Origin of the sequence: Larkinella punicea, assembly GCF_003334855.1 — a bacterium.
Taxonomy (GTDB): domain Bacteria; phylum Bacteroidota; class Bacteroidia; order Cytophagales; family Spirosomataceae; genus Larkinella; species Larkinella punicea.
On record NZ_QOWE01000017.1, the window covers coordinates 162908 to 183855 of the forward strand.

Below are 20948 nucleotides of genomic sequence, written 5' to 3' on the forward strand. Positions count from 1 at the left end.
AAGAGAATCGGGTCAGCCTGTTCATTCAGTAACTAAAAATAGCGCATGAAGTCAATTTATATAACCATTGCTACATTTTTTTTATTTTTTCAGGGTCTGGCGCAGTCGGGTCCGACGGTTACATACCGCAATCCGGTCATTGCCGGTGATTTTGCCGATCCGTCGGTCATCCGGGTAGGCAACACCTATTACGCGGCTGGGACATCCTCCGAATGGGCACCCGCCTACCCAATTTATTCGTCGAAAGACCTGGTCAACTGGGCCTATGTTGGCCCGGTTTTTAACACCCTGCCTGACTGGACGATGGGGAGTTTCTGGGCACCGGAACTGTACCACCGCAACGGCATTTTTTACGTGTATTACACCGCCCGCCGGAAATCAGACCAACGTTCTTTCATCGGCGTGGCCACCACCCGCGACCTCCGGAAAGGCTTTACCGATCACGGCGTCCTGCTCGAATGGACGTCCGAAGCCATCGACGCCTTTGTGCTGGAAGATCAGGGAAAACTCTACATCACCTGGAAAGCCTACGGGCTGGACAAAGGAAAGGCCATCGAGCTATTGGGCGCCGAACTGTCGTCAGACGGTCTGAAGGTGACCGGTAAGGCGTTTACGCTGCTAACGGCAGAACGCAGCAACTGGGAAGCGGGTGGTGCGGAAGGACAGGCGTTGTTTAAACGGGGGCGGTATTTTTACATGCTCTATTCGGGCAATGCCTGTTGCGGAGCCAATTGCAACTACCAGGTCGGTTTGGCGCGGGCCGAAAAACTACAGGGGCCGTGGGAAAAATACACCGGCAATCCGGTGCTGGTGGGCGACGACACCTGGAAATGCCCCGGACACGGAACCGTTGTGACGACCCCCGACAACCGCTATTTCTATTTGCATCACGCCTATAACGGCACCGATTTTACATTTACGGGCCGCCAGGGGGTTCTGAGTGAGCTGGTTTGGGATGAAAAAACGCAGTGGCCGGTTTTCCGGTATGGAACCACGACGCCCGCGCAGGCCGAATCGCCCACCCGAATGGGGCAGAAAATGGATGTCAATTTAGCCATCGATTTTGGAAAACCGGTAGGTGATTTGCCCTGGGTCTGGGATGTCAGTTTGCCAAAACCGGCGTTCAGCGTGGCGGGTGGTTTGTTCAAAATGCAGAACACCGTCGCTACGCCAACCGGGAATTTTCTGGGATTCGTCCTCAAAAAAGGCACTTACACTTTTTCAACTACCGTTGAACCGCAACCGGATGTGTTGCAAAGCATCACACTTTACGGCGATGCCGCAAATGCGCTGGGGTTCGGGGTTCGCCAGGGAACGCTGGAACTCTGGCAGGTGAAAGAGGGTGTCCGGCAAATCCTGAAGACGCAACCACTGCCGACAACGACCGCTGCGGTTCATTTGCAGCTAAAAAGCCGTTTCGGCCAGCTTTACGATTTTTCCTGGTCGGCGGAAAGAGGGAAGCCCGAACCATTGCTAACGATGCCGGTCAATGGCGGCTACCTGCCCCGCTGGGATCGTGCCCCGCGCGTCGGCCTGAGTGTTTCCGGCGAAAAACAGGGCTATGGGGTCGTGCGGTCCATTGGGATGCAGTATCATTGAAAAACCAGACCGGTTTTCAAGGCAAACCGCCCGTAATTTCCTTCAAATAATCAAAAAACGCTTTCTTCCGGGGTGAGCTGATTTGCCAGTTGACGGGAATGGACTGATAGCCGTCGTTAAAACTTTCGTCCTTCATGCGGTAATCGAAGAACCCCCAGGATGCGTAGGCACTGGTGGCGGCCTGAAAATGATTGGCGGGTTTGTCGAAATCGAAATGGTCGTCTTCGTTGAAGACCAGCGGCATGGGGCGGTACCCGGCCACGGCGCGGGTCTGCTGAACCATGTCGGCAATTTTGGTGGCCTCTTTCACACCATTGCCGTGTAGAATCAGGTAATCAGCTTCCCGCACCACGTTCTCTTGCGGGATTTTTCCGCCACTGTAGCTCGTGCTAACCAGAAACCGGTGGCCGTTTCGTTTCTTCGCTTTCACGCGCCGGATCAGTTCATGAACGCGCTCCGCCTTCAAAATGTCGTGGTCATACCGGATGTCACACTCGTTGTTGATCTCGATCAACACATTCCGATAACCGCCATTAGCCAAAATTTCCATCGTATTGTCTACGGCATTGACGACAGCCGCTTCATTTTTCAAATATTCATCCTGCCCGAAATAGAACAAACCGAGAATAACCACCATGCCCAGCTCGTCGGCTTTGTCCAGAATTCGCTTCAGCCGGTTTGCAAAGTAGGGTTCATAACTGCCATTGGGGTTGAACATCGAATTGATCCATGGCTGGTCTTTGGAGTAACCTTCCGGGCTTCCGCCCTGCAAATTGAGGGTGATGGCCAGCAAGCCGTGTTTTTTCCAAACCGGCATGGCGGCAACAAACTCTGCGGTGTTGCGGTTGGGGTCCCAGGTTTTGGTGTCGGGATAGGCCCATTTGGAGCGGGTTTCGGGGTTGCGGTCGTCAAAAATACCCTGTACCATGCGGGAATTGGGCAAAAGTCCTTCGATCTTGTGACCATTCCAGGTGCGTCCTTTGAAGGTGGGTTTGCCGTTGATGTAGAACTGGTCGCCCACGATGGAAACCGTCGTTTTTCGTTTGGGCGGTTTGGATTGTCCGGCTGACCACTGGGAATGAAAACAAAGAAACAACAGACTGACAAGCAGGAGAATGGGACGGTTTTTCATGAAGGTTCAGGAAGGGGATTGGGCGGCAAGGTATTCATTTCCCGAAAAAAGAAAAAGGGCACCGTTCGGGTGCCCATCGTTCATTAGTTAGTGCCGGTTTTTAGCTCCGGTTTCGTTGTTCCAGTTGATAGAGCCGGTCGCGTTGCCGGGAAGTCAGCACGGAGAGTAAATCCTTCCGTTTTTGTTGTTGCAACTGCCGGTAATCCCGACGGTCGTTGCGTTCGTTGCGGGTCAGGCCCCTGCGCTCATACCGAGCCTGAATGTTCTTGATTTCACGTTTCTGGCGGGTGGTCAGGTTCAGTTCGTTCTGCCAGCGTTCCAGTTTATTTTCGAGGGGAATCTCCCGAACGTTGGGGTTATCGTAACGGCCATAGCGATCATCATTGCGGTCGTAGCGGTCGTTCACGGTGGGCCTTTGCGTCGTACAACCGCCAATCATCAGGGCCACAGCCGTTACCATTATCAGTATCTTTTTCATGTTCGTATCGAATTGTTGTTCGTTGATGTGTTTTGGATGCGTATCGGCAGCGAAGGTTTAACGGGGAATGCAAAATTGACTGAAAAGCAAAAAGCCCCCGGAAAATTCCGGAGGCTTTGCCTGTATAATCAGTTGATTTCGGCTCTTTACACAACCCGGTCTCCGCGAATCAATCGTAAAATAATGGCAATGACGGCGATCACCAGCAGAACGTGGATGATGTTGCCCATACCAAAGCTACCAAACCCTAATAATCCTACCAGCCAAATGATGATTAAGATCACCGCAATGACATAAAGCAAATTTCCCATGACGTTTCCTGTTTTGGTTTAATGTAATTGTGATACGATTAGGGTTTAGAAAAATGCGTGCCAATTGTAGGAAATACGGTTTTTAGGCAAAAAACGGCTGTTTTCTGATTTTTTAGCGAAAAGTTGTACCCATAAATGACACAAAACTGGTGTCATAGTGTAGAAAATACTACCCACTCCTTTCGGTTAAAGCACTTCTATTCCTTTGGAGGGAGGTAAAAAAGCATCAGTTTCGGGTTTCGCCCAGAGCGGCCAGCCAGCCAGCGTAATAAAGTTGTGTGGTAGTGGAGTCTTCCGGGTGGATCGACTTCTTCCCGGTATTCAGACTTTTGAGGTGAGTCAGACTTGGATAAATACCGGCTTTTAATCCGGCGAGGTAAGCCGCTCCCAGCGCCGAAACATCCGGCATACCGCCGTTGACGACCATTTTGCCGAGCAAATCTGCCAGAAATTGCAGGATAAATCCGTTGGCGGTCATTCCACCGTTCACCATCAATTCCTGCAAGTGGATTCCCGTGTCCACTTCCATTGCTACGATCACGTCCTTGATTTGATAGGGAATCGACTCCAGTGCCGCCCGCACCAGGTGGTTTTTGCTGGAACCAAAGGTGAGTCCGGAAATGGTTGCCTTGCGGGCCATCTGCCAGTGGGGCGCTCCCAAACCGCTGAACGCCGGGATGATGTAAACCCCGCCGTTGTCGCTGACGGCTGTAGCCATCGCTTCGGTTTCCTGGCTTTCAACAAAGAAGTTCAGACTGTTTTTTAGCCATTCAATGGTGGCTCCGCAGGTGACGATGACGCCTTCCAGGGCATAATCCACGCGGTCTTCGGTGCTCCAGCAAACCGTAGAAACCATTCCGCGTTTTGACTCCTGAAGCTCCGAGCCAATGTTCATGAGGATGGAACAGCCGGTTCCCAACGTCGCTTTGGCGGTGCCGGGTTCAAAACAACCCTCGCCAAAGGCAGCCGCGTGGGAGTCGCCGATGAGGGCGGTAATCGGAAGCAGATGATCGAATAAACCGCCGAAATTCGACGCGCCGAACAAAAAAGCCGACGGTTTGGGCTGGGGGAGATTCAGTTGGGATAAACCAAAAGCCTCCAGCAGTTCTATGTCCCAGTCCAGTGTTTTCAGGTTGAAAAATAGGGTTCGGGATGCGTTGGTGTAGTCGGTAAAATAGGCTTGGCCGTTGGTTAATTGATAGAGCAGCCACGTATCGACCGTACCAAAGTACGCATTTCCGGCATCGACGGCCTGGCGCACTTTTTCGTTGTTTTCGTAGAGCCAGATCATTTTGGTTCCCGAAAAATAAGGATCGATGAACAGACCGGTTTTCGCTTTTACCTGCTCTTCCAGCCCTTCGGATTTGAGTCGCTCACAAACCTCGATCGAGCGTTTGCACTGCCATACGATGGCGTTGTAGAGCGGCACACCGGCCCGATCCCAGACGACGAAGGTTTCCCGCTGGTTTGAAATCCCGCACGCCCGAATGGCCTGAAGATCACCGCCCTGAGCCGCAAAGGCTCCGAGGCATTTTCCAACGGAAGCCAGCACATTGGCGAAAATCTGTTTGGGGTCCTGCTCGACATATCCGTCGCCGTAATACCGGGTTCTGAGCGGTTCCGACGCCCGCGCAACGGCTTCCCCGTGTTTGTTAAAAAGCAGCGTTTTCGTACTGCTCGTGCCTTGGTCAATCGCCAGAATGAAACTGTTTTCCATGTTTTTACTCGCCTTTGGTGCTGGATTTGTCGATGATAACGGCCAGTAGGATGACGATTCCCTTGACAACCTGTTGCCAGAACGGCGAGACGTTTAGCAGCACCAAACCGTTGTTCAAAACGCCGATGATGACCGCGCCCTGCACTGTGCCGAGGATGCTGCCCCGTCCGCCCGACAGTGAGGTTCCGCCAATCACTACGGCCGCAATGGAATCCAGTTCGTAGCTCGTTCCGGCATTGGGTTGCGCCGAATCCAGCCGGGACGTCACCAGCAGTCCGCCAACCGCAGCCAGCGCACCGGCCAGGGTGTAAACCCTTATTTTGATGCGATTGATGTTGACACCCGAAAGCCGGGCCGCACTTTCGCTGCCGCCAATGGCGTAGACATACCGGCCAAACCGGGTCTGATCCATGAGTAAAACCGTGACCAGAACAATACCACCGGAAATCCAGACCGGCAGCGGAATGCCTAGAAACCAGCCGGTTCCGAGGAAGGTGAACGAATCGCCCAAACCGGTAATGGGAAATCCTTCGGTCCACAGCATCGTCAAACCCCGGGCGATGGTGAGCATGGCGAGCGTGGCGACAAACGGCGGCAGTTTGAACCGGGTGATCGCCCAGCCGTTGAACCAACCAAGCACACTGCCGGTCAGAATTCCGGCGACAATGGCCCCAAAAACCGTAAAGCCGATGTACAGGTTATTGGCGGGGAGTTCAATTCCATTCCGCAGCAAACCGGCGGCAATGGCACCCGAAAGCGCCAGCACCGAACCGACGGAGAGGTCGATGCCGGCCGTCAGTACCACCAGCGTCATGCCGACGGAAATGCAGATGTTGACCGAGATTTGCCGCAGCACGTTCCAGCCGTTGGCTACAGTGAAAAACTTGTCAGACAGTAAACCGATCGTGATGCAAAGCAGGAGCAGGGCAATCAGCGATTGAAATTTCAGGATAACGGGTCGGTAGGTTTGCAAGGAGATTTGCATGGAAGACTTCGTTAAATGGTTTGAGGAATAGCGGCTTTCAGAATCTCGTCTTCCGAGGCATTGGCGGGGAGTTCGGTCGTCAGATTTCCTTCGCTCATGACCAGAATGCGGTCGGAAATTGCCAGAATTTCCGGGAGTTCCGAAGAAACCACCAGAATGCCCATGCCCGCGTCGGCCAGTTGCAAAATGAGTTTATAGATTTCATTTTTGGCATTGACATCGATGCCGCGTGTGGGTTCGTCCAGCATCAACAGTTTGGGATGGGTCGCCAGCCATTTCGACAGAACGATTTTCTGCTGGTTGCCCCCGCTCAGGTTCCGGGCGGTTTGCCGCTCCGAGGATGTTTTGATGTTCAGGTCGGTGATGTATTGGTTTGCCAGTTTGGACTCTTTCGCCCGGTTGAGCAGTCCGTTCCGTTCAATGCTGTTGAGGTTGGTCAAACTGATGTTCGTCCGTACATCCAGCCCCAGTACCAGCCCGTCTTTTTTCCGGTCTTCCGGCACCAGCGCCAGCCCCGCTGCGATGGCGTCGCCGGGTGATTTAAAATGCCTTTCCTGCTCATCCAGCCTGATTTTGCCGCTGGTTCGCTTCGGATGCAGGCCAAAAAGCGTTTCCAGCAATTCGGTTCGTCCCGCGCCCATCAGCCCGAAAATGCCGACAATTTCGCCCTGCCCCACCGTGAAGAAAATGTTCTTGAGCTGGTTTTCCTGCGTTCGTTCGGGGTGCTTCAGGCACAGATTCTCCACCGACAGCAGCGGTTTTGGAGACAAAAAACCGGCTTGCCGACGGATCGTGTGAACTGCCCGCCCAACCATTTTACGAATGATGTCATCGTGGGTCATGCCCTGCATTTCGCCGGATTCGATGGATTTTCCGTCGCGCAAAACCACAAACCGGTCGGCCATTTTGAACAGTTCGTCCAGTTTGTGCGAGATGTAAACGATGGCTTTCTGTTCCTTTTTTAAATCCGCGATGATTCTAAACAGCACGTCGACCTCGCTTTCGCTGATGGCCGAGGTGGGTTCGTCCATGATAATCACTTCCGAGTCGATCAGCAGGGCTTTGGCAATTTCGACCACCTGCTGCTGACCTACTTTTAGCTCCGAAACCAGCGTGTCGGGGCTGATGGACAGATTCAGCCGGTCGAGCAGTTGCCCGGTTCGCAGTCGCATGGCTTTCTTGTCGAGCGTTCCCCAGCGGGTTGTCAGTTCGCGGCCCAGAAAGATGTTTTCGGTGATGTTCAGGTACGGAATCAGGTTCAGTTCCTGGTGGATGATGGCAATACCGCAGTCCTGTGCGTCGCGGGGGGAGGCAAACCGAACGGGGTTCCCCTTGTACCAAATCTGGCCCTCGTAGTCGGGATAAACGCCCGACAGGATTTTCATCAGCGTAGACTTCCCGGCACCGTTTTCACCAATCACCGCCGTCACTTTTCCGGCCTGAAATTCCAGGCAAACGGCGTCCAGCGCGGTTACCCCCGAAAATCGTTTCGTTATGTTTTCCGCTCTTAGCATATCATGTACCCACGGACCGGATGGAAATCGGGATAACTTCAATGGCTTCGGTATGCAAATGGGCCTGGTTCAGTTCGATGGCGCCCGTAAACTCCACTTCCATACCGGTTTTGACGCTGGTTTTAAACGGAACCACCACCCGTTTTCGAATAATCTGGTTGATTTCCGCCGAGACGTTGTTCAAATCCATCGTATTGGTAAACTCCGTCAGGCTGATTAGCCCCGACGCATCGCGGGCAGCATTTCCGAAAATGTATTCCGTGGCCACGATGATGTCAGGTCCGTTGGTCAGCGAAACCGTGACATCCTGATCGCGAACTGCGGTTATTTTACCCTGCCCTTTGACCAGAAAATACCGGATGTTGCCGATACTCATCGCGTTTGAATGTGCAGCAAACGCCTGGTCTTTGTCGGTTTTCAAGGCCTGAATCAAGGTGTTCAGGTCGGTTGCTTTGGTTGTTGCGGGCAGCAGTTTGGTTTTCCAGAAAGCATCGGCGTAGGCTGTCGCATCGAACTGCGTCCGGGCACCTTTGGCCTTCACTTCGTCCAGTTTTTTGAAATAAACGGAATGATAGACCACTACCGCCAGCAGCAAGAGCAATGCTCCATACTTTAATCCGGGTTTATTCATGGTTTAGTTTCGTTTAATCAATGCGCTGTAATCCTTGATGTTAGCTTGCGAAACCAGCTCGACGGCTACCGGCATTTTTTGCGGGAAATCCCGTTTCCCCTTAAAATAGTCGCCGGCATACAGCGCAGCGGTTTTCGCCATCGTCTCGGGTGATTGCAGGCCGGTCGCCATGATTTTTCCGTTGCTGATCGACTCGATGACATCCAGTGCTCCATCGAAACCGTAGACTTTGATTTCGCGGGTTTTTCCAGCCGCCATTACGGCCTGGTAAGCTCCCATCGCCATGGCATCGTTCCCGCAGAAAATCCCGTCGATGTCGGGGTGGGCCTGCAAGATGGATTCGACCACTTCCAGCGCTTTGTTCCGGTCGAAATCCGCACTTTGCTGGGCTACCATCTTGAAAGCCGGGTACGAATCCACGACGCTGTGGAATCCCTTCGACCGGTTCCAGGTGTTGTTGTCGCCCACCAGACCCAGGATTTCGACATATTTGATTGCGTCTACTGACGGTTTTTCCGGGATCGTCTGAACAAAATATTTCCCGATGGCCACGCAGCCCGCGTAGTTGTCGGACAGAATCTGGGAGGTTGCCGCTCCGCTCGAATTGACTTCACGGTCCATACAAAACACCGGAATACCCGCTTCTTTGGCTTTCAGAACATTCACGACCGAACCGTCGGCATCCGTTGGATTGAACAGGATGGCGTCGAAACCGGAGACAATGGCGTTTTCGAAATGATCGGTTTCCAGCGCCGTATTGTTCTGGGAATCAAAGATTTTGGCTTCGTATCCCAGCGATTTCGCCTGAGCAGCCGCCGTTTCGGCCAGCACCACAAACCAGGGATTGTTAAGTGTCGAAATAATGACCGCAACCTGCTTGGGTTGGTTTTCGCTGGACGTTTTCTGGCATCCACCGAAAATCAGGAGCGTGATGATCAACGCGAATAGCGGTATTTTTTTAGGAAAGAATGCCTGGTTCATGGTGTTGTTGCACAATCGATTAAAGTAAGTAGCCGCTGTTAGCGTGTTGGAGCCCTGACAGCGGTCGAAGACCCTGTCAGGGCTCCAACACGCTAACAGCGGTAAAGGCCCCATTTTTACGGAAATACCGTCACAATCACCCGTTGGTAGCGCGTCAGAGCCGGTTTGCCGTTGTCGGTTACGGCCAGAATGACATGCAGCGTCTCCGGTTGGGTCACTTTCGGGGCCGTCAAAAAAGCCGACTTTTGCCGGTTATCCTGAATTTCGAGTGGCCGGTTGCTTTCGAAAGTCCCTGGTTCGCGGTAATAAATCCATTCATAGGAGAGCGAATTTCCATCGGGATCGGTTGATCCGTCCGCACTTAAAACCACTTTCTCCCCACTTTTTACCCGCAATTGATTGGCGTGTTTCAAAACCGCCATCGGCGGGTGGTTGGCTTCCTTGTACGGTTTGACGGTCCAGTCGATGCGGGCCGCAAAGTCGTGTTGGTAGGCCTGCCGCCAGCGCCAGATGGTCGCTTTGTTGCTGTTGTGCCAGGCTCCGTCGATGCCCACCACCTCGTCTTCGGTGTCGGTCCAGATGGGGCGGGTTTCGGGTTCCAGAAACCACTTGCGGGTGCGGGGTGTATACAACTCGTAACGGCCGCCCCAACTACCGTAGTTGGGGTGTTCGGGATCGCTCAAGCCGTTGGTAATCAGGCCAAGAAAGCTGGGTGTGTCCCCTTCCATGATGAAATCCGTGTGCGGGTGTTCGGCACCGAGCGGCCCGTGGTTTTTCCGGATGTTTTCGTCTAGCCAGCGGTTATTGACCAGATTGGAATCGGCACCGTCGAATCCCCGCGTGAAGCCGTCGCCACTGATGCCGCGCCAGGTGGAATAATGGTAGCCGCCCCGGGCGTGAAAACCGGGACTAATAATGTAAAAAAGGGTAGGGAAGGTCTTGCGAATCCACGGCCCGGCGTCATCCTGATCGGAAATGGTATAGACCCGGATTTTGGACACAAACTGCTCCACTTCTTCGGGGGTGCGGGTTTGCCTGACTTTCCAGAGGGCCTGTCCCAGGCAATTGGCTCCGCCCCAGACCGGAATCCAGACCGGGCGGTCGTCTTTCCGGTCCACCACGGCGATGATGTGTTCCGAGCCTTCCGAGTCATTGCCCGGCCCAACGGCATCCATACCGTATTTGGGAATCGCCGGTTTGATGCGACTGAGCAGGTAGTCGGTTTCGGGATAACCTTTTTCGTGGAGCAGCAGGTTGTTCCGCACTTTTCCGTAGGCCTGAACAATCCGCTGAATCCGCTCGGGTGCCACCCGGTTTCGTTGATGCACCGAGGTTGTAGCGATCAGCCCTTCCACATCCCATTGATTGGAATAGGTCAGAAACCGCACCATTGACTGGGCGTCATCGGGTTCATTTTCAATGTCGGTCAACACCAGAACCCGGAGTTTTCTGGCTTCCTGCGCCTGACAAATGCCTGACGATAGCAATACGATGAAGGAGAGGAGGGGTAGGAATACTTTTTTCATGGGTAGGAAAGGTTAAGCCGTTTTCCGAACCAGGTTCAGCCCGGTTTCGGCAATGCCTTCTTCGGACAAACCGTAGTGATTGAAGATCTCGATCTGGGAACCCGTAACGGTGTATTCATCCGGGATACCCATGATTTTGAAGGGATTATGAAAATTATTTTGCATCAGAAAGGAAGCGCAGGCTTCGCCCAGACCCCCGTAGACACTGTGTTCTTCCACCGTAACAATGGGCACACCCGGCGATGCGACTTTTGCCAACAGTTCGTAATCCAGCGGTTTGATGGTGTGCATACTGACCACCGTCGACCGAATTCCGTACAGTGTTTCCAGCCGCCGGGCCGCCTGAACGGCCGGATAGACGGTTTCGCCCGTTCCGATAATGACCAGGTCATTCCCTTCCCGGACAACACTGCCTTTCCCGAATTCAAACCGGCGGTTCGGGTCTTCGGTCAGCAAGGGCATCGCTTTTTTGCCGAACCGGATGTAAATCGGATGTTCGGTTTGGGCCGCTAATCGAATGGCCTGCTCCGTTTCAAAATTATCCGCCGGAACAACAATGATCAGGTTGTGGACCGCCCGCAAAGCCGCAAAATCGTGCAAACTGTGGTGGGTCGAGCCCAACGCGCCGTAGCTTACACCGGCACTGATGCCGATGAGTTTGACCGGGTTATCGGAATACGCGACGTCGGTTTTGATCTGTTCAAACGAACGGGCCGTCAGAAAACAGGCGGGAGAAACCGCAAACACTTTTTTCCCGGTCGAAGCCAAACCGGCCGCGACGCCCACCAGATTTTGCTCGGCAATCCCGATTTCGACCATCTGCGCCGGGAATTTCTGGCCAAAAGGCACCAGCTTTCCCGAACCCCGCGAGTCACTGGTTACGACCAGAATCGTTTTGTCGGTGCTGGCCAGTTCCTGAAGCGTTCCCGAAAAAACGTCGAGGTTGGCTTTATACGTAACAAGTTCGTTTTGCGTGATTTCTGCCATGTCTATCAATCGTTCGTTTCTCAGCGGAGAACGGCCTCGGCCTCCGCCAACTCTGCCAGCGCGTGGGTATATTGATCGGGATTCGGCACGCCGTGGTGCCATTTCAACTGGTTTTCCATGTAACTGATGCCCCGGCCTTTGACCGTGTGCGCAATCACGAGGCTGGGTTTGCCGACCGTAAAAGGCAAAGCCGCAAAGGTTTCCTTCAACGCTCCAAAATCGTGTCCGTCGACGTGCCGGACTTCCCAGCCAAATGCTTCAAATTTCCGGTCGATGGGGTCCGTATTGCAGACGTCGGTCGTGGCCCCTGAAATTTGCAAACCGTTGTTGTCGATGATGGCGCAGAGGTTATCGAGCTTGTAGTGAGACGCTAACAACGCCCCTTCCCAGTTGGAACCTTCGGGTAATTCGCCGTCGCCGAGCATTGTGAAAACCCGGTAGGAGAGTCCGTCCAGTTTGGCGGCCAGAGCGGTTCCGACGCTGAGCGACAGGCCGTGTCCCAGCGAACCGGTATTCTGCTCGATGCCGTTGACTTTGCGGGTCGGGTGACCAATGTAATGCGAACCGTATTTACACAGGGTCATCAAATCCGATTCCGGGAAAAAACCTTTGTCTGCTAATACGACGTACAAGGCTTCCACCGTATGGCCCTTGCTCTGAATGTAGCGGTCGCGCAGGGGCGACTTGAAGTTGTCCGGACCAACGTTCAGAACGTGGTTATACAGCACATTCAGAATGTCCACGCACGACAGACTTCCTCCGGTATGCCCGGCTTTCGCTTCGACGATATACTTGAGAATCTTCCGGCGATAGTCGACGGACTTGCGTGCTAATTCCTGTTCAGTCATGCTTTCTTAATGTTCGTACACGTCCCAGCCCATGTAGTTTTCAAACGCTTCTTTCAAAATACCGGCGGTTTTGGACGCATTCATCACCACATGGTGTTCAAAACCGTTGCGGCAAACGTACTGCATGAGCCCCTGCAAATTCGGGATTTGGGCTACCGCCCGGTTTCCGAAGGTATTCAGGGCATCGTCGGTCAGTTGGCCTTCGCCAATGTAGGCTTTGATGATGCCTTTGGAATCGTCGGTGCTGATGCGGCCGAAGGTGAGGGGAGAGGCCGGGGTGCGACCCGACAGGGCTCCGTACGTATTCTCTTCCCCGACGCTGGTTCCCAGAATCGGGGCGGTACTAATTTCAATGTCCGGTAAAAACGACTTCGCCCAGTTGCCGCAGTGAAACAGCACGCACTTGTTTTCGTCGTCGGCGTAATTGTTGTTCCAGTCGACCAGGGCGCTGGGCGAACCGGAGGCCAGTTGCATGGCGTACATGCTCAACGTTCCCGTCACGTCGACCTCGCAGGCACTCGGCAACATGTTTTCACTCATCATGCTCATGCTGGTACAGACGTTGCAGCCGTAATTCTGCTGAATGGAGGTCCAGCACTGGATGGCGGTGGCGTCGAGGGAATTCTGTTCCACGAAGTCATTCAGCACCACGTCCAGTTTGGCGATCTGCACCAGCTTCTCATCCGGTGTGCGGCCTGTTGGCGTGTAGGCCTTGATGGCGTCCAGGCGGTTTTTGACGCTGATATCGTCTTTGGTCAGCTTGTTGGCATTCCCCAGAATTTCGGACAAATCGACGGTGACCACTGAAATGCCGTTGCGCTGAAGAATTTTTTCGCTGTAGCGAACCGTATTGAATCCGCCCGGCCGGGCACCCACGGCACCAATCCGGACTTTCTGCAAACCCCGTACGACTCGACAAACCCCGATAAAATTCTGCAAATCCTGCGTAAAACTCGGATCGGTTGGATGAACGACGTGTTTGGTCGTCAGGGTATATTTGATACCGAACTGGTAGAGGTTATTACAAACCGAAATTTTTCCGCACCACGAATCCCGTCGGCGGGCCACATCCAGTTTGTTCAGATCGTCGGGATAGGCCTGAATCATCACCGGAACGTTCAGGTCGGCCAGTTTCAGGCTTTCTGCGACGCCCCGTTCATCGCCGAAATTCGGCAGAATGACCAGAATGCCACTGATTTCATCGCGGTGTTTTTTGAACAAATCCGCACATTTCCGGGCGTCCTGAAACGTTTCCACTCCGCCCAGTTTGGTTTCTTCCGTTTCCAGTAAAATCGGATTGACGTTTTGGCTTTTCAGGATGTCGATGATTTCGACCCGCGACTCGGCCACCAGCCGATCCGGGAAAAAGTCACGGTTTCCAATGATGACACCCAGACTGATGGGAGCGCTTTCTTTCTTGGTCATAGTGAGTTAAGGGGCAATGGTCGTAGAATGATTGGCAGGTTTCGTGCTACCCGAAATCCGATAAATCGAAGCAATTTACAAAATAAACGAAAGTAAAAAATAGTAAACGAAAAAATAGGTCGGCATTTTAAAACTTAATAGTAGGAAAATTATATCATTTTATGGTTTTTAGCTTTATTTAATTTTTGTATTCTTTCGTTTGAAATGCGTCATCCAACCGCCTGGACGCGCGATTGGCAAAAGATAAAAACCAAAAAAGCCCCCGACAGACTGCCGGGGGCTTTTGTATGCGTAAGCTGAGGGGATGATTACATCATGCCGCCCATGCCACCTGGGTGGCCATGTCCGCCACCACCAGCCGGTGCTTCTTCCGGTTCGTCGGCAATCACACACTCGGTGGTCAACAACAAGCCAGCGATCGAAGCGGCATTTTCCAGGGCCAGACGGGTTACTTTCGTCGGGTCGATGATACCAGCTTCCACCATGTTTTCGTAACGATCTTCGCGGGCGTTGTAACCGTAGTCGCCTTCGCCGGCTTTCACCGCGTTCACAACCACGGAGCTTTCGCCACCAGCGTTGGCTACAATCGTCCGCAACGGAGATTCCAGCGCAACGCGGATGATGTTTACACCGGTTTTTTCGTCTTCGTTGCGGGTTTCAACCGCATCCAATGACTTGATCGTCCGGATGAAAGCAACACCACCACCGGCAACGATACCTTCTTCAACAGCAGCGCGGGTTGCGTGCAGGGCATCATCAACGCGGTCTTTCTTTTCTTTCATTTCTACTTCGGTAGCAGCACCGATGTACAGAATCGCTACACCGCCCGACAGTTTCGCCAGACGTTCCTGTAGTTTTTCCTTGTCGTAATCGGAAGTCGTGTTTTCGATCTGCGATTTGATCTGGTTAACACGGCCCGTAATATCTTCTTTTTCACCTGCACCATTGATAACAGTTGTGTTATCCTTGTCGATGATGATTTTTTCGGCAGTGCCTAAAAATTCAATAGAAGTGTTTTCCAGTTTGAAACCACGCTCTTCGGCGATGACCTGGCCACCCGTCAGGATAGCAATGTCTTCCAGCATGGCTTTCCGGCGATCGCCAAAGCCCGGAGCTTTCACAGCGGCCACTTTGAGGGCACCACGGATTTTGTTGACAACCAGCGTAGCCAGTGCTTCACCATCGACATCTTCGGCGATGATCAGCAACGGACGACCGGTTTGAGCAACTTGCTCCAGAACCGGCAGCAATTCTTTCATCGAAGAAACTTTTTTCTCCGAGATCAGAATGAACGGACGGTCCAGTTCAACTTCCATTTTGTCGGTATTGGTCACGAAGTAAGCCGACAGATAACCGCGGTCGAACTGCATCCCTTCAACGGTTTTTACTTCCGTTTCCGTACCACGCGCTTCCTCAACGGTGATCACACCTTCTTTACCAACTTTTTCCATGGCATCGGCAATCATCTGGCCGATTTCCTCATCGCTGTTCGCCGAGATCGTTGCTACCTGAGCAATTTCTTTCGACGTTTCGATGGCGCGTGACTGTGAACGCAGGTTGTCGACAACGGCAATAACTGCTTTGTCGATACCGCGTTTCAGGTCCATCGGGTTTGCACCGGCCGCTACGTTTTTCACCCCGATCGAGTAGATCGCCTGGGCCAGAACGGTAGCCGTCGTGGTTCCATCACCGGCTGAATCAGCGGTTTTGGAAGCGACTTCTTTCACCAATTGAGCGCCCATGTTTTCGATGGCGTCTTTCAGTTCAATTTCTTTGGCAACGGTAACACCATCTTTGGTGATCGCCGGTGAGCCGAATTTCTTATCCAGAATAACGTTCCGGCCTTTAGGTCCCAACGTTACTTTAACAGCGTCGGCGAGGGTATCAACACCCTTCTTGATCCGATCGCGGGCGTCGATATCAAAAAATATTTTCTTAGACATGAGTGAAAAGGAATTAATGGTTGTAACGAGTAATGTAAACGGGTTTTCGGGCGGGCGGTGGTCAGGTTAACTGAACCGGGGCCGGCGGGAGAACCTTAGATAATGGCAAAAATGTCCGACTCACGCATGATGAGGTATTCTTTGCCCTCAACGGTGATTTCGGTACCGGCATACTTACCGTACAAAACGGTATCGCCAACCTGAACGGTCAGAGGCTCATCTTTTTTACCCGTGCCAACAGCGACAATCGTTCCACGTTGTGGTTTTTCTTTGGCGGTGTCGGGGATGATGATACCAAATGCGGTTTTTTCTTCAGCAGGAGCTGGTTCAACCAGCACCCGGTCAGCCAACGGTCTTACGTTTACTTTACTTTCCGTTAGTGCTTCCATAATGGGCTTGTGTTTTAGAAGTTAAATTGTTTTGTGCTTGATTAAATGTTCGACCGCATCGGCGGACCGTCGCATCGGCGAACCATAATACTGTCGAACTGACGGTCGATTTTGGTCACTTATTGTGCCAGACCACTTTTTTCTGGTAATACTGACAAAATTTCCGATTTATGATGTCAGTTTGGTAATCAATGGGTTAGGGAGAAGCCTTTTTGGTCGGAGAAAAAAAACGCCAAACACTATTTGGCAGATTGGGATTTTTCGTTAACTTACTAAACAACAAGACTGTCTGTTCTTCATTCGTTTTCATTATGAAAAAACTTCAGAAAGACTGGTTGACGCAAGGACTGATTGATTTAGAGTACAAAAAATTTGTCGTTCTGGCCTATCTGCAAAACGTTCAGCAACACTTCTCTGACAAAAAGTTATACCCTGACCTGACGGAATTGCGGGACCATTATGAAACCGGTCTCCGTTTTCGGAACCGCAAAGGTAAGCTTTCTGCTTCATTCCCCAAGGATGCCACCGGAATTGACCCCGAAAGTCTTACGGTACGGTACCAATCCCGGCAGGAAGACGACGAGTATATGTCAGAAATCGACTCCATCATGAATTTCGCCCTGCCCCGATTTGGGCAAACCCTGACGAAAGGGCAGGAAATGGCCGATGAACTGGCCGCGAATCTGACGCTGACCCCCATCGGAATGCTGCCGCTGCGCCGGGATGAAGGCTATATTTTCCTCCATTGGTCGTCGCATTCCCAGACCCATATCTATTATTTCAACCTGACCTGGACGGGCCTGGCCCTGCCGGGATTAGCCCTGTCGACGACGCAAACCGGCCGCCAGCCGATCCAAACGCGCTACATTGACTCCGTGCGGAAGGGCGTCGGGCGGACCTACGAAACCCTGAAACTGGAACTGATCCGCCGTCGGCCGTTCCTGCCCAACCCGGCCACGTTCATGGTGGAATCAAAACGCCGGTTGCCATTGGAAGAAACGCTGTTGCCGATGGCGGAGCGGTTGGTGGAGCGGGAGGTTTCAGAGTAAAAAGAGGGTGATTGTTTCGCGGAGTTGAGCGGAGAAAAAAAGAGTTACGCAGAGATTTTTTAATTTACTCCGCTTAACTCCCTTTTTCCTCCGCTCAACTCCGCGAAACAATTAATTACCCTTCCTCGCCAAATCCCCCAGAGTGCGGGAGCTACACCCGGTTTTCATGCGTTTATTTTGACGGTAAACACTTTATCGACAATACCATGAAAGCACGGTTTATCTTATTCCTTCTGGTTCTCAATGCAACGCTGGTTTCTGCCCAGCAACTCACCGCCATCCCCGACGGTGGCAACCGAAAAGCCTCCGTTTCGGAGCAAATTGGTCTGACAAAAATTGCCATTCACTACAGCCGCCCCGGTCTGAAAGGGCGGGAGGGAAAGGTTTGGGGAACACCGGTGGCCCATTACGGGCTGGTGGACCTCGGTTTCGGCACCAGCAAAGCCGCTCCCTGGCGGGCGGGTGCCAACGAAAATACCGTTATTTCTTTTTCGACCGATGTCAAAGTAGAGGGCAAAGACCTCCCCGCCGGAACCTACGGGCTGCATATGCTGTTGGGCGAGGCCGAAACGACGGTTATTTTCTCCAAAAATTCGACGTCCTGGGGCAGTTTTTTCTACGAACCGTCGGAGGACGCGCTGCGCGTGACGGTCAAAAACCAGCCCCTCGACAAGAGCGTGGAGTGGCTCAAATACGAGTTCATCGACCAGACGGACAATTCGGCAACGGTGGCACTTTCGTGGGAAAAACGCCAGATCCCGTTTAAGGTTGAAGCCGATGTGGTGAAGATTCAGTTGGCGTCTTTTAAAAACGAATTGCGCAATTCGCAGGGCTTTACGTGGCAGTCGTACGTTCAGGCGGCTACGTATTGCCTTCAGAACAAAACCAATCTGGATCAAGCGCTGGTCTGGGCCGATCAGGCCGTTGGTTTGCCGTTCATTGGGCAGAAAAACTTCCAGACACTCAGCACGAAAGCCCTGGTTTTGACGGCTCTCAACCAGCAGGCCAACGCCGATGCGGTAATGAAAGAAGCTGTTCCAATGGGAAACCTGAACGAACTCCATCAGTATGGCCGGACGTTGCTCCAGCAAAACCGGACGAAAGACGCCTACGAGGTTTTTAAGGTAAACTACGACAAGAACCCGAACCAGTTTACGACCAACGTCGGGATGGGAAGGGGACTGTCGGCCCTCGGCGATTTCAAAAAAGCGTTGCCCTACCTGAAGGCGGCTCTGCCCCAGGCACCGAACGAGTTGAATAAGAATGGCGTCACGGCGATGATCAGGAAACTGGAAGAGGGGAAAGACGCGAATCAGTGAGTTTTAGAGAGGAGTTGTTACACAGACGGGGCGGCCCCGTCTGTGTAAGCGCATCGTTACCGCAGCGGCAACCGGAAATAATCCTGGCCCATCTGAATCGTAAAACCGGATTTCTGGTATAGATGCAGGGCCGCTTCGTTGCCGGAATCCACCTCGATCAGGATGGTTTCGGCCATACACTCCTGAAGAATATCCAGAATCCGGAACAATATGGTTTTGCCAATTCCGCGCCCCTGAAACGCCGGGCAAACGCCCAGGCCAATAATCCAGGCGTCGTTCTGCACAAAATTAATCGCTACCATGCCGATCGGTTTTTCGTCCAGCGTAGCAATATACTGCGTGAGGTGGGGCGTGGTAATGGTGGTTTCCAGGAGCTTACGGGCTTCGTCGATGGTGCCCCCAAAAATCGTCTGACTCAATTTCGATAATGGTTCCAGATCCGCCAAACCGGCCTTGACGAGGTGAATTGCCGGCGTGGAAACCGGGAGTGCCAGCGACGGCAACGGTTCCCAGCGCAGTTGATACTCGGTATTGGAATACGTGGCTCCCAACTGACGAACGAAGGCCTGTCCCGATTCAGAAGCCCGTTCCGTAATCAGCAGTATGTGCTCGTAGCCGTAGTTTCGGGCTGCATCCGCAGCCACTTCGAGCAGGGTCGAAAAGCACCCTTTCCGCCGGGCTTTGGGCAGCGTATAACCGCAAAATTCAACCACGCCGGTCGTCGGGGCAAAAGCCGATAAAAGGCCAATCAACACGTCATTTTTGTAGAGTAAAAACCAGTGGCACATCGACTGGAAATAATTCATGGATTTATCCCAGTGAATGTGGCCCATCAACCCATCATCGGCCTTGCATTTTATTTCGAGAGCCTGAGCGGCCAGGTATTGTTCCTGATTTAATTCGGTCAGTGAAAGGATCTTCATGCTGCAAACTTACGCGAAAATCAGAAAGGCCGGACGTTGTTCATGCAACGGTGACTGCTTTTTGCTCCTCTATGGGGTATACGCATCAAACCGGCCCGGAGGATGCGGCTCCACTGTCCATTCCGGGACAAAAGGTGTCCACTAATGGACGCGTCGTCTTCAACCTAAACGTAAAATACCGTGATTTTGATCGATTAAGCAACCTTGATCTGGTTTGGCAAAAGATTTGTTCTGCAAACATTGAAATAATACTTTTCCTTTTTATCTCCTGTAAACAACAAATGCCCGAATCATGAAAACCCTCCTCCAAAAAACAGCCCGAAAATGCCAGAATTGGCTAGTTGTGAGTCTCTTCCTGTACGGTTTGACGGCGACCGCCCAGTCCGATTATTATGCCAGAACCGACTCGGCCAGGGGGTATTGGAAAATTCAGACCGACTACACAACCCAACAGACCAGGATCCGTTTTTTTAACCGCTGGCACGAACCGATTTATGAGGAATCGCTATCGAATCGGTATGTAAAACTGACGAATCGGAACATCCGTTTGTTCGACTCGATGCTGGAGCGGCTATCGACCAACCAATTGCTGTCGGCCGAAGTCAAAAGCCATGAGTTGGTGGCCACCAGCGGCAGTGAGCCTTACCACGTTGTTTCGACGCCGTTGTCAACTCCGGTTTCTACATCTTATATACTGGCATCACCTAAAGAAACCCTGGATGTCAATCCGTTGCGCTCCGATGTCGCAATCAGCAGTACCGGTAAACTGAAAGTTCACGTTGCCAATCTTCGGCAAGAACCCATGCTGGTGATGTTACTGGATGATCAGGGGCGGTATGTATTTAAAGAAAAATCGGCTTCATCAACCTATAACCGGACGCTGAATCTGACCCGTTTGGCGGAAGGAAAGTTCCGGTTTGAAGTAGAAGGCGCACAGAAGCGGTATGCCTATCGGTTAATCATTCAGGCCAATCCGCAGTCGTATCAGCTTCGGGCCATTCCCTGAGGGCGCGCCAAAAGCTTGGTAAGGCTCTACAGGCTTTCTGTCCCGCTTTTCCACGCTTTCGTCACTTGCATTGAGTCGTTTTCCGGCAATTTCGCTGCTTTGTAACAGGAAATCACCCGCCCGCGAAACCGTACAAAATCGGACAGACTTTGTACGGTTTCGGACAAGATGATTTTGTAAAAATG

Annotated in this window: 19 protein-coding genes; 4 read left to right on the plus strand and 15 right to left on the minus strand. The window is 52.5% G+C overall.

All coding sequences use genetic code 11. From position 1 onward, the window contains the following. The first annotated feature begins 45 nt into the window (after positions 1-45). Positions 46-1599, plus strand: coding sequence for a glycoside hydrolase family 43 protein (locus tag DUE52_RS20470; RefSeq protein ID WP_114407908.1), 1554 nt, complete (start codon positions 46-48; stop codon positions 1597-1599). Between the two features lie 16 nt (positions 1600-1615). Here the strand turns inward: DUE52_RS20470 and DUE52_RS20475 are convergent, their stop codons facing one another. The 14 genes from DUE52_RS20475 to DUE52_RS20540 all read right to left on the minus strand — a co-directional run bounded on the left by DUE52_RS20475 (position 1616) and on the right by DUE52_RS20540 (position 16466). Further along, positions 1616-2731 carry a hypothetical protein gene (locus DUE52_RS20475; protein ID WP_222930301.1) on the minus strand — a complete coding sequence of 372 codons (1116 nt, stop codon included), beginning with the start codon at positions 2729-2731 and terminating at the stop codon, positions 1616-1618. Between the two features lie 100 nt (positions 2732-2831). Then, the gene (locus tag DUE52_RS20480; RefSeq protein ID WP_133299886.1) at positions 2832-3209 is read right to left on the minus strand and encodes a hypothetical protein; all 378 of its coding nucleotides are present in this window, start codon (positions 3207-3209) and stop codon (positions 2832-2834) included. Between the two features lie 146 nt (positions 3210-3355). Further along, on the minus strand, positions 3356-3520 hold the full coding sequence (locus tag DUE52_RS20485) for a lmo0937 family membrane protein (protein ID WP_114407910.1): 165 nt from the start codon (positions 3518-3520) through the stop codon (positions 3356-3358). A gap of 226 nt (positions 3521-3746) precedes the next feature. Next, positions 3747-5237, minus strand: coding sequence for an FGGY family carbohydrate kinase (locus tag DUE52_RS20490; RefSeq protein ID WP_114407911.1), 1491 nt, complete (start codon positions 5235-5237; stop codon positions 3747-3749). Positions 5238-5241: 4 nt separating this feature from the next. Further along, positions 5242-6222, minus strand: coding sequence for an ABC transporter permease (locus DUE52_RS20495; RefSeq protein ID WP_114407912.1), 981 nt, complete (start codon positions 6220-6222; stop codon positions 5242-5244). A gap of 11 nt (positions 6223-6233) precedes the next feature. Then, positions 6234-7736 (minus strand): sugar ABC transporter ATP-binding protein, encoded by a 1503-nt coding sequence (locus DUE52_RS20500; RefSeq protein ID WP_114407913.1) that lies wholly within the window; start codon positions 7734-7736, stop codon positions 6234-6236. Between the two features lies 1 nt (position 7737). After that, on the minus strand, positions 7738-8367 hold the full coding sequence (locus DUE52_RS20505; protein WP_114407914.1) for a DUF2291 domain-containing protein: 630 nt from the start codon (positions 8365-8367) through the stop codon (positions 7738-7740). Positions 8368-8370: 3 nt separating this feature from the next. Then, positions 8371-9348, minus strand: coding sequence for a D-ribose ABC transporter substrate-binding protein (locus DUE52_RS20510; protein WP_114407915.1), 978 nt, complete (start codon positions 9346-9348; stop codon positions 8371-8373). A gap of 116 nt (positions 9349-9464) precedes the next feature. Next, positions 9465-10874 (minus strand): DUF1593 domain-containing protein, encoded by a 1410-nt coding sequence (locus tag DUE52_RS20515; protein WP_114407916.1) that lies wholly within the window; start codon positions 10872-10874, stop codon positions 9465-9467. A 12-nt stretch (positions 10875-10886) separates the two neighbouring features. After that, positions 10887-11861 carry a transketolase family protein gene (locus DUE52_RS20520; RefSeq protein ID WP_114407917.1) on the minus strand — a complete coding sequence of 325 codons (975 nt, stop codon included), beginning with the start codon at positions 11859-11861 and terminating at the stop codon, positions 10887-10889. 20 nt (positions 11862-11881) lie between these two features. After that, positions 11882-12709 (minus strand): transketolase, encoded by an 828-nt coding sequence (locus DUE52_RS20525; protein WP_114407918.1) that lies wholly within the window; start codon positions 12707-12709, stop codon positions 11882-11884. A gap of 6 nt (positions 12710-12715) precedes the next feature. After that, positions 12716-14134, minus strand: coding sequence for an L-fucose/L-arabinose isomerase family protein (locus tag DUE52_RS20530; protein WP_114407919.1), 1419 nt, complete (start codon positions 14132-14134; stop codon positions 12716-12718). A gap of 308 nt (positions 14135-14442) precedes the next feature. Next, positions 14443-16077, minus strand: a complete 1635-nt coding sequence (gene groL, locus DUE52_RS20535; RefSeq protein ID WP_114407920.1) for a chaperonin GroEL — start codon at positions 16075-16077, stop codon at positions 14443-14445. Between the two features lie 95 nt (positions 16078-16172). Beyond that, positions 16173-16466, minus strand: coding sequence for a co-chaperone GroES (locus DUE52_RS20540; protein ID WP_114407921.1), 294 nt, complete (start codon positions 16464-16466; stop codon positions 16173-16175). A gap of 311 nt (positions 16467-16777) precedes the next feature. Here DUE52_RS20540 and DUE52_RS20545 point away from each other — a divergent pair, with 311 nt between their 5' ends. Together DUE52_RS20545 and DUE52_RS20550 are read left to right on the plus strand one after the other, a co-directional pair. Next, positions 16778-17515, plus strand: a complete 738-nt coding sequence (locus DUE52_RS20545; RefSeq protein WP_114407922.1) for a hypothetical protein — start codon at positions 16778-16780, stop codon at positions 17513-17515. A 206-nt stretch (positions 17516-17721) separates the two neighbouring features. Further along, positions 17722-18834, plus strand: coding sequence for a DUF2911 domain-containing protein (locus DUE52_RS20550; RefSeq protein ID WP_114407923.1), 1113 nt, complete (start codon positions 17722-17724; stop codon positions 18832-18834). A gap of 56 nt (positions 18835-18890) precedes the next feature. On the opposite strand, the gene DUE52_RS20555 is transcribed toward DUE52_RS20550, so the two are convergent. Continuing rightward, the gene (locus tag DUE52_RS20555; RefSeq protein ID WP_114407924.1) at positions 18891-19757 is read right to left on the minus strand and encodes a GNAT family N-acetyltransferase; all 867 of its coding nucleotides are present in this window, start codon (positions 19755-19757) and stop codon (positions 18891-18893) included. Positions 19758-20049: 292 nt separating this feature from the next. Between DUE52_RS20555 and DUE52_RS20560 the strand changes: the two genes are divergently transcribed. Continuing rightward, on the plus strand, positions 20050-20763 hold the full coding sequence (locus DUE52_RS20560) for a T9SS type A sorting domain-containing protein (RefSeq protein WP_114407925.1): 714 nt from the start codon (positions 20050-20052) through the stop codon (positions 20761-20763). The last annotated feature ends 185 nt before the right edge of the window (positions 20764-20948 follow it).

Excerpts from the sequence above, each read along its gene's own strand:
- DUE52_RS20495 (WP_114407912.1), bottom strand. The coding sequence starts at position 6,222 with ATGCAAATCTCCTTGCAAACCTACCGACCCGTTATCCTGAAATTTCAA.
- DUE52_RS20505 (WP_114407914.1), bottom strand. The coding sequence starts at position 8,367 with ATGAATAAACCCGGATTAAAGTATGGAGCATTGCTCTTGCTGCTGGCG.
- DUE52_RS20485 (WP_114407910.1), bottom strand. The coding sequence starts at position 3,520 with ATGGGAAATTTGCTTTATGTCATTGCGGTGATCTTAATCATCATTTGG.
- DUE52_RS20555 (WP_114407924.1), bottom strand. The coding sequence starts at position 19,757 with ATGAAGATCCTTTCACTGACCGAATTAAATCAGGAACAATACCTGGCC.
- DUE52_RS20515 (WP_114407916.1), bottom strand. The coding sequence starts at position 10,874 with ATGAAAAAAGTATTCCTACCCCTCCTCTCCTTCATCGTATTGCTATCG.
- DUE52_RS20500 (WP_114407913.1), bottom strand. The coding sequence starts at position 7,736 with ATGCTAAGAGCGGAAAACATAACGAAACGATTTTCGGGGGTAACCGCG.
- DUE52_RS20550 (WP_114407923.1), top strand. The coding sequence starts at position 17,722 with ATGAAAGCACGGTTTATCTTATTCCTTCTGGTTCTCAATGCAACGCTG.
- DUE52_RS20525 (WP_114407918.1), bottom strand. The coding sequence starts at position 12,709 with ATGACTGAACAGGAATTAGCACGCAAGTCCGTCGACTATCGCCGGAAG.
- DUE52_RS20470 (WP_114407908.1), top strand. The coding sequence starts at position 46 with ATGAAGTCAATTTATATAACCATTGCTACATTTTTTTTATTTTTTCAG.
- DUE52_RS20510 (WP_114407915.1), bottom strand. The coding sequence starts at position 9,348 with ATGAACCAGGCATTCTTTCCTAAAAAAATACCGCTATTCGCGTTGATC.
- DUE52_RS20540 (WP_114407921.1), bottom strand. The coding sequence starts at position 16,466 with ATGGAAGCACTAACGGAAAGTAAAGTAAACGTAAGACCGTTGGCTGAC.
- DUE52_RS20560 (WP_114407925.1), top strand. The coding sequence starts at position 20,050 with ATGAAAACCCTCCTCCAAAAAACAGCCCGAAAATGCCAGAATTGGCTA.
- groL (WP_114407920.1), bottom strand. The coding sequence starts at position 16,077 with ATGTCTAAGAAAATATTTTTTGATATCGACGCCCGCGATCGGATCAAG.
- DUE52_RS20475 (WP_222930301.1), bottom strand. The coding sequence starts at position 2,731 with ATGAAAAACCGTCCCATTCTCCTGCTTGTCAGTCTGTTGTTTCTTTGT.
- DUE52_RS20520 (WP_114407917.1), bottom strand. The coding sequence starts at position 11,861 with ATGGCAGAAATCACGCAAAACGAACTTGTTACGTATAAAGCCAACCTC.
- DUE52_RS20490 (WP_114407911.1), bottom strand. The coding sequence starts at position 5,237 with ATGGAAAACAGTTTCATTCTGGCGATTGACCAAGGCACGAGCAGTACG.
- DUE52_RS20545 (WP_114407922.1), top strand. The coding sequence starts at position 16,778 with ATGAAAAAACTTCAGAAAGACTGGTTGACGCAAGGACTGATTGATTTA.
- DUE52_RS20530 (WP_114407919.1), bottom strand. The coding sequence starts at position 14,134 with ATGACCAAGAAAGAAAGCGCTCCCATCAGTCTGGGTGTCATCATTGGA.
- DUE52_RS20480 (WP_133299886.1), bottom strand. The coding sequence starts at position 3,209 with ATGAAAAAGATACTGATAATGGTAACGGCTGTGGCCCTGATGATTGGC.